The following is a 7,499-nucleotide window of genomic DNA, read 5'->3' as shown; positions in this document are numbered from 1 at the left end:
CGCTGCCCAGCCCGCCCTGGCGTGCGTCCCCGGCCGGGCGGGCAGTGCCGCCTCGGCGAGCTCGCCGCCGGAAACGGCGAGCTCGGCGTCCGGAGCGGTCGGCTCGCCTGCCCGGGCGGGCAAACCATCGCGAGGCAGCCGCATGGCCGGTCCCGGAAATCCGGGGCCGACCTGCGGCCGCAGGCATATCTTCACCCGTAGTGGGCAACCCCATGCACCTGGAGCGTCGAGGTGCGGGAGTGGTTCATGGAGTTGCTGGGTGTCCGGGTGCCCGGTCCGGTGTCGGCGGTGAAGGGCCTCGCCGGGGCGGTGTTGTCGCCGCTGAGCAGGCCCCGCCGCCGGGTGTGGTCCTGCCCTGGACGGCTGCACATCGAGGCCCACGGGGTGCACGGGCCGGGCGGCGAAGCGGTCACGCAGCGCATCGAGCAGGCCGTGCAGCGCCACCCGGGCGTCGCGTGGGCCCGGGTCAACGCGCCCTCCTCCCGGTTGATCATCGGCGTCGACGACCCCGCCCCGGACAGCGACGAGCTGATCCGCGTCGTCGAGGAGGCCGAGGGCGCGCCCAACGGCGTCGGCGAAGAGATCAAAGAGGACGAGCTGCACCACCCGGCCGACGGCCTGCGCGGCACCCGCCTCCTGCCGACCCTGGCCGCCGACACCCTCGGCCTCGGCCTGTCGCTGATCACCCGGCTCGCGCCGTGGGCGCCGATCCCGACCGAGATCGCCGCGCTGCCCAACGTCGTCGACCTGCACCCGCGCCTGCGCAAGATCGCCGCCGAGCGGGTCGGCAGCCGGGAAAAGGCCGACACCGCGACCTCGGCCTTCGGCGCGTTCGCGCAGGGCCTGGCCTCCGGCGGCGAGGGCACGGTCGTCGACATCATCCAGCGCGCCGAGCAGTGGCGTGAGGCCCGCGCGCACGAACGGCTGTGGTGCCAGGCGGAGAGCCGCCTGATCCACGGCCCGGAGGACGCCGCAGCCGGACCGGTCGTCGTCGAGCGGCCGCGCGAGATCCCGGACGGCCCGGTCGAACAGTACGAGCAGCGCATCCTCAACCTCGGCGCCGCCGCGGCCGCCGTCTCGCTGCCGTTCGCGCGCCCCCGCCGGGCGATCGGCATCGGCCTGGCCGCGCTGCCCAAGGCCGCCGAGGCCGGGCGCACCGCGTTCGGCGCGCGCCTCGGCCGCGTCCTGGCCACCGAGGGCGTGCTCGTCATGGACCGCGGGGTGCTGCGACACCTGGACGCCATCGACACCCTCGTCCTCGACGAGCAGGCCTTCGACACCGGGCGCATGGTCCTCAACGACCTCGTCCCTGTCGGCGACGGCGACGCCAGCGAGCTGGTCGAACGTGCCTGGCAGCTGTTCGACGCGCACACCCCCGGCAAGGTCCACGAGGACGACGGCTGGCGCCTCGGCCCGCTCGACGAGCTGGGCGTCGACCAGGGCGCGCACGAGCGCGAGCAGCTGGAGAAGCGTGGCGCCGCGGCGGTCCTCGGCCTGGTGCGGGATCAGCAGCTGACCGCCGTCATCGGCCTCGGCAGGCAGGTGCCGCCGGGCGTGGCCGCGGTGATCGCCGCCGCCCGGCGCGGGAACGTCGAGGTCGTCAGCGCCAACGGCGGCCACGCCGCGTTCGAGGCCGACCGGCTCATGCCCGGCGGTGAGCGCCTCGTCTCGACCGTGCGCGAGCTGCAGGGCGAGGGGCACGTGGTGATGCTGGTGTCCGACAACCGGCGCGCGCTCGGCGCCGCCGACTGCGGCATCGGCACCCAGCGGCCAGGCGACCCGCCGCCGTGGGGCGCGCACCTGCTGATCGGCGAGGAGATCGGCATCGCGGCGCTGGTCGTCGACGCGATCGCCGCCGCCCGCGAGGTCAACCGCGACAGCATCTGGCTGTCCCAGGGCGCGACCGGTGTCGGCGCGGTCAGCGCGCTGCAGCCGGGGCGCCGCAGCCCGGCCAACCGGGCGATGCGGGCGGTCAACCTTGGCGCGGCCGTTGCACTCACCAACGCGCACCGCCGCGCCAAGAAGCTCGCCGAGCGGGACACGAGCCTGGCCGGCGACGCCGCGCCGTGGCACCTGATGCCGGTGGATGTCGTGCTCGACCGCCTCGGCACCGACCCGGACGGCCTGAGCGACGACGCCGCCGAGAAGCGCGCCCGCGCCCGCGGCACCGGCAGCGGCGGCCGGACGAGCCTGATGCAGGCGTTCATCAACGAGCTGTCCAACCCGCTCACCCCGGTCCTCATTGGCGGCGCCGCGCTGTCCGCGTCCGTCGGGTCCCCGGTGGACGCCGCGCTCGTCGCCGGGATCACCGGCGTGTCCGCGCTGGTCGGCAGCCTCCAGCAGGTCCACACCGAGAAGCAGCTGGCCGAGCTGCTGAGCCGGTCGGCGATCAGCACCACGGTGATCCGCGGCGGCCGGGAGCGCGTGGTCAGCGCGGACGACCTGGTGCCCGGCGACGTCGTCAAGCTGAGCTCCGGCGACGTCGTGCCCGCGGACTGCCGCCTGCTCGAAGCCGACGGCGTCGAGGCGGACGAGTCGTCGCTGACCGGCGAGTCGCTGCCGGTGGCGAAGGACCCGTCGCCGGTGATCGCCGCGGACGTCGCCGAGCGCGCGTCGATGCTGTACGAGGGCACGACGATCGCGGCCGGTGAAGCCATCGGCATCGTCGTCGCGACCGGCGCGGACACCGAGGCGGGCCGCAGCATGGCGATGGCGCGCGAGAACGCGCCGGTGACCGGCGTCGAGACCCGGCTGGCCGAGCTGACCTCGAAGTCGATGCCGCTGGCGATCGGGTCGGCCGTCGCGGTGGCCGGCGCCGGCCTGCTGCGCCGGGTGCCGCTGCGGGAAAGCCTGTCCGCCGCGGTGAACCTGGCCGTCGCGTCGGTGCCGGAGGGGCTGCCGTTCCTGGTCAGCGCCGCGCAACTGGCGGCAGCGCGGCGGCTCGCCGAGCACAACGCGCTGGTCCGCAACCCGCGCAGCATCGAGGCGCTGGGCCGCGTCGACGTGTTGTGCTTCGACAAGACCGGCACCCTGACCGAGGGGACGCTGACGGTCCACGAGGTCGACGACGGCCACAAGCGCCGCAAGATCGAGGACCTGGACGACGAGACCGAGTCGGTGCTGCTCACCGCGCTGCGGGCGACGCCGCACGCCGACGACCCGTCCGACCTGCCGCACGCGACGGACCGCGCGATCGTCGAGGGCGCGCGCCGGGTTTCCGTGCACACCGACGGCTGGGAGCTGGTCGACGCGGTGCCGTTCGAGCCGTCCCGCGGTTACCACGCCTCGCTGATGCGCAACGGCGACGGACTGGTGCTGAGCGTCAAGGGCGCGCCGGAGTCCGTGCTGCCGCGCTGCGACCTGGACGAGGGCAGGCGGAAGAAGCTGGCGGGCCGGATGAAGAAGCTGGCGAAGGCCGGGCAGCGGGTGCTCGCCGTCGCCGAGTCCACTCCGGACAGTGCGACGCTCGACGAGGACGCCGTGACCGGCTTGCGGTTCAAGGGTTTCGTCGCGATCGCCGACCCGGTGCGGGGGAGCGCGGCGGCCGCGGCGGCGGACCTGCGGGCGGCGGGCGTGCAGATCGTGATGATCACCGGCGACCACCCGGACACCGGTGAGGCGATCGCGGGCAAGGTCAGCGAGGACGGCGCCGACCTGCACGTGGTGACCGGCGCCGAGCTGGACGCGATGGACGACGAACAGCTCGCGTCCACTTTGGAGACGGTGGACGTGGTCGCGCGGTGCAGCCCGGCGCAGAAGGTCCGGATCATCAAGGCGTACCAGAAGCACGGCCACACGGTCGCGATGACCGGGGACGGCGCGAACGACGCGCCCGCGATCCGGCTCGCGGACGTCGGCATCGCGCTCGGCGGGCACGGCGCACCGGCCGCGCGGGCCGCGGCCGACCTGGTGGTGACCGACGACCGCCTGGAGACGATCATCGCGGCGCTCGTCGAGGGCAGGGCGATGTGGGCCTCGGTGCGGGAGGCGCTGGCGATCCTGCTCGGCGGGAACCTCGGCGAGATCGGGTTCAGCGTGCTCGGCGCGACGCTGACCGGCCGGTCGCCGCTGGGTGCCCGGCAGTTCCTGCTGGTCAACCTGCTGACCGACCTGGCGCCTGCGCTGGCGATCGCGTTGCGGCGGCCCGAGGACGGCTCCGACCTGCTGCGAGAGGGGCCGGAGAGCTCGCTGGGCAAGCGCTTGCAGAAGGACATCGGCGTGCGCGCCGGGGTGACGACCCTCGGCGCGACGACCGCGTGGATGCTGGCGCGGGCGACGGGCCGCGGCCGCCGGGCGAGCACGGTCGCGCTGGCCGGGCTGGTCGGCACGCAGCTCGGGCAGACGCTCCTGACGGGCGGCTGGAACCGGTCGGTGCTGGCGACGTCCCTCGGGTCGGTGGCCCTGCTCGCGGCCGTGATCCAGACGCCCGGGGTCAGCCAGTTCTTCGGCTGCACGCCGCTCGGCCCGATCGGGTGGGGGATGGCGCTGGGCAGCGCGGGCGCGGCGACGGCACTGGGCGCGGTGGTCGGGCGGACGATCGAGGGCTGAGTCAGGCGCGGGTGAGCGCGGGCCGGTTCACCCGGCCCGCGCCAAGCTCCGTCCCAGCTCGATGGCCAGCCGTTGCACGAAGATCTGGGCGGACCCCTGGCGAGCGCGATCGCTGTTGCCCAGCTGCTTGACCTCGGCGGCAACGGCCAGATCCCCCACGGCCTCGACGACGACGCACTGGGACATGTCGTCCGCGCCGATGGTGCAGAACGCGACCCCGGCGTCGATGTCCGAGAAGGGCGGGACCTGCACGGTGACGATCCGGCCGGGCCCGACGTCGCCGCGGCAACCGGAAGTCATGTGCACCTCCCACACCGCCGCCGACGCCTCGATCACTTCGTAACGGACAGCCAGCTCGGTCACGACGTAGTCCGCGCTCTGCCACTGCGCGCGCTCGGCCGCGACGATGTTCGCGTCGGAGGTCAGGGCGTCGGCGCACTTCTCGACGAGCGTGTAGCCCGTGCCGTCCGACTCGCCGATCGGCACCGCCTGGGCGGCCCGATCGAGGTCGAGCAGGGCGCCGTCGTCGTCGGTGAGCATCGCGGACACCAGGCGCTGCTGGTCCTCCGGTGTGGGCAACGCCCGCACGGACACCGGCGCCGTGGGGGCGGCGTCCTCCGGTTCCGGTGGCGGTGCCGCCGCCGTGCACGCGGACAAGGCCAACAGCGCACCCAACAGCCACCCGCGCACGCGATCCTCCCGGTTCCCCCGCGCCGCGCGCGGACAAACCAAGATCGCGAACCCGCAACCTTCCGTTACAGCAGCACGAATCAGGCGTGCAGGCTGGTCCCCGGGGCGAGGCGCTGCACCGCGTCCTCCATGTGCGCCTCCAGCAGCGACACCGCGAGCTCCTCGTCGCCGGCGCCGATCGCCTCCGCGATGCGCTTGTGCTCGGTCACCCGCTCCTCGTTCGTCGCGTACGTGCGGTGCAGCGCGGACAGGCACATCCGCGTCTCGATGAGCAGCGTCCGCGCCATCCGCCCGAGCCGCTTGGACCCGGAGGCCGCCACCAGCTCCTCGTGGAACCGGACGTCCGCGGCCGACACCTCGTCCCCGTCGGTGGCCGACGCCATCTCCTCCACCGCGTCCAGCAGCCGGACGGCCAGCCCCTCCCGGTCACCGTGCCGCAGCACCCGGATCAGCGCGGCCCGCTCGATGGCGAACCGCGCCGAGTAGATGTCGTGCACGTCGTCCGGTTCGAGGTCGATCACGAACAGCCCGCGGTGCCGCTCACTGCGCAGCAGGCCCTCCGACACCAGCCGCTGCATCGCCTCGCGCAGCGGGCCGCGGGACACCTGGAACCGGCCTGCCAGCTCGGTCTCCCCGAGCTGCGTGCCCGGCGCGAACGTGCCGTTCATGATCGCCTCGCGGAGCTGCCGCGCGATGATCGCCGCGGTCGACTCCCGGCTCACCGGTTCGATGTCGGCCAGGGCCATGGTTCACCTGCCTTCTGCGAACAGTCTGCCCAGCTGTTCGCACCGGGGCACCTGGCCGGTCAGCCGGAGCCCTTCCCAGATCGTCACCTGGTTCGCGGTCAGGACCGGCTTGCCCAGCCGCTCCTCGATCGCGCCCAGCACACCGAGCGTGCGCATCGCGGTGTCGGGCACCAGCACGGCGTCCGCCGCCGGGTGATCATGCGCCACCGCCAGCTCGACGACCGCCTCGGGGCTCAGCCTGCCCACCTCCGCGGCCGTGTCGATGTCCTCGCTCGACATGGCGACCACCTCGATGCCGCCCGCGCCGAGGAACTCCACGAACAGCTTCGCCACGTCGTCCGGGTAGCTCGCGGCCACCGAGACCCGCTTCAGACCGAGCGCCTGCGCGGCCCGGACGAACGCGAACGACGTGCTCGACGCCGGCTTGCCCGCGGCGGCCGACAGCTTCTCCACCTGCTCGTGCGCGCCCTGCCAGCGGTAGACGAAGCTGCCGCTGGTGCACGCCCACACCACGGCGTCCGGCTCGTGCTTGGCGAGCAGCGCGGCGCCCTCGGCCAGCCGCTTCTCGCTGCCCAGGTCGAGCAGCTCGGGCACGGCGTGCAGGTCGGTGCCGTAGATGTGCTCGACCGGCAGCGAGATCCGGTAACCCAGGAGCCGCTCGGCGAACGGGTAGTCGTCCTCCGCGGCGTGGTCCGGGTAGATGAAGCCGACGGTCGCCATGCACAAACCTCCCAAATTGTAGACAATCCTACGTTACGGTGTTCAGGACACTTCGCGCAGCCACTTGCCGGGGCCGACGATCGGCAGTTCCATGCGTCTCAGGCAAGCCCACATCGTGAGCTGGTTCGCGGTCAGCACGGGCTTGCCCAGGGCCACCTCCAGCGGTTCGATCACGTCGTACGTCGGGAGGTTCGTGCAGCTCACGAAGATCGCCTCGGCGTCGGGGTGGTCGGCGCCGAGTATCCGCTCGGCGATCGTGCGGTAGCTGACCTTCCAGATCCCGCCGCCGAGCCCGAGGTGGTCGCTGGAGACGGTGTCCACGTTCAGCTCGGCGAGGAAGTCGTGCAGGCTCGCCGTCAGGTCCGCGTCGTAGGGGGTGATCACCGCGACCTTGTGGACGTCCAGCAGGTGCAGCACCTCGGCCAGCGCGCCCGACGTGGTGACCGCGTCCGGCGCGCCGGCGTCGCAGATCGCCTTGCACAGCGAGCGTTCGTAGTCCAGGCCGTTGACGAAGCTGCCCGACGTGCACAGGTACGCGACCACCTCGGGCTCGACGTGCAGCACGTCGCGGGTGGCGGCGGCCAGGTGCTGGTGGTTGCTGACCAGCTGGGCCATCTCCATGCTGACCGGCACCGGTTCGTAGGGCGTGCGGGCGAGGTGCAGCGACACCTCCATCGGGATCCAGCGCCAGAGCTCGCGCTCCAGCGCCAGGTCGAAGGGTGCGATGACTCCGATGCCTCGCTGCGCCAGTGGCCCGTCGAAGACAGGGAAGTCGAAATCCAAGGCTCAGCCTCC

5 protein-coding genes are annotated in these 7,499 nt (G+C 73.3%); 1 reads left to right on the top strand and 4 read right to left on the bottom strand.

All coding sequences use genetic code 11. The features are described from left to right. Positions 1–246 precede the first annotated feature (246 nt). On the top strand, positions 247–4,548 hold the full coding sequence (locus tag AMY39116_RS0331430) for a cation-transporting P-type ATPase (RefSeq protein ID WP_039791869.1): 4,302 nt from the start codon (positions 247–249) through the stop codon (positions 4,546–4,548). A 27-nt stretch (positions 4,549–4,575) separates the two neighbouring features. Here the strand turns inward: AMY39116_RS0331430 and AMY39116_RS0331425 are convergent, their stop codons facing one another. The 4 genes from AMY39116_RS0331425 to AMY39116_RS0331410 form a co-directional block, all read right to left on the bottom strand. Beyond that, positions 4,576–5,211, bottom strand: a complete 636-nt coding sequence (locus AMY39116_RS0331425) for a hypothetical protein (RefSeq protein ID WP_157358757.1) — start codon at positions 5,209–5,211, stop codon at positions 4,576–4,578. A gap of 107 nt (positions 5,212–5,318) precedes the next feature. Further along, complete coding sequence (locus AMY39116_RS0331420; RefSeq protein WP_020421576.1) at positions 5,319–5,984, bottom strand: GntR family transcriptional regulator; 666 nt, start codon at positions 5,982–5,984, stop codon at positions 5,319–5,321. Between the two features lie 3 nt (positions 5,985–5,987). Then, a complete protein-coding gene (locus AMY39116_RS0331415) occupies positions 5,988–6,704 on the bottom strand; it encodes a maleate cis-trans isomerase (RefSeq protein WP_020421575.1) in 717 nt (238 codons plus the stop codon). 42 nt (positions 6,705–6,746) lie between these two features. Beyond that, positions 6,747–7,487 (bottom strand): Asp/Glu/hydantoin racemase, encoded by a 741-nt coding sequence (locus AMY39116_RS0331410; RefSeq protein ID WP_020421574.1) that lies wholly within the window; start codon positions 7,485–7,487, stop codon positions 6,747–6,749. Between the last annotated feature and the right edge of the window lie 12 nt (positions 7,488–7,499).

This window comes from Amycolatopsis sp. ATCC 39116 (assembly GCF_000231075.2).
Taxonomy (GTDB): domain Bacteria; phylum Actinomycetota; class Actinomycetes; order Mycobacteriales; family Pseudonocardiaceae; genus Amycolatopsis_E; species Amycolatopsis_E tucumanensis.
The sequence above is the reverse complement of the archived record's forward strand: the minus strand, read 5'-3'. Positions and strand labels throughout refer to the sequence as shown.

Coding starts and splice junctions, on each gene's coding strand:
- AMY39116_RS0331430 (WP_039791869.1), top strand. CDS start 247: ATGGAGTTGCTGGGTGTCCGGGTGCCCGGTCCGGTGTCGGCGGTGAAG.
- AMY39116_RS0331420 (WP_020421576.1), bottom strand. CDS start 5,984: ATGGCCCTGGCCGACATCGAACCGGTGAGCCGGGAGTCGACCGCGGCG.
- AMY39116_RS0331415 (WP_020421575.1), bottom strand. CDS start 6,704: ATGGCGACCGTCGGCTTCATCTACCCGGACCACGCCGCGGAGGACGAC.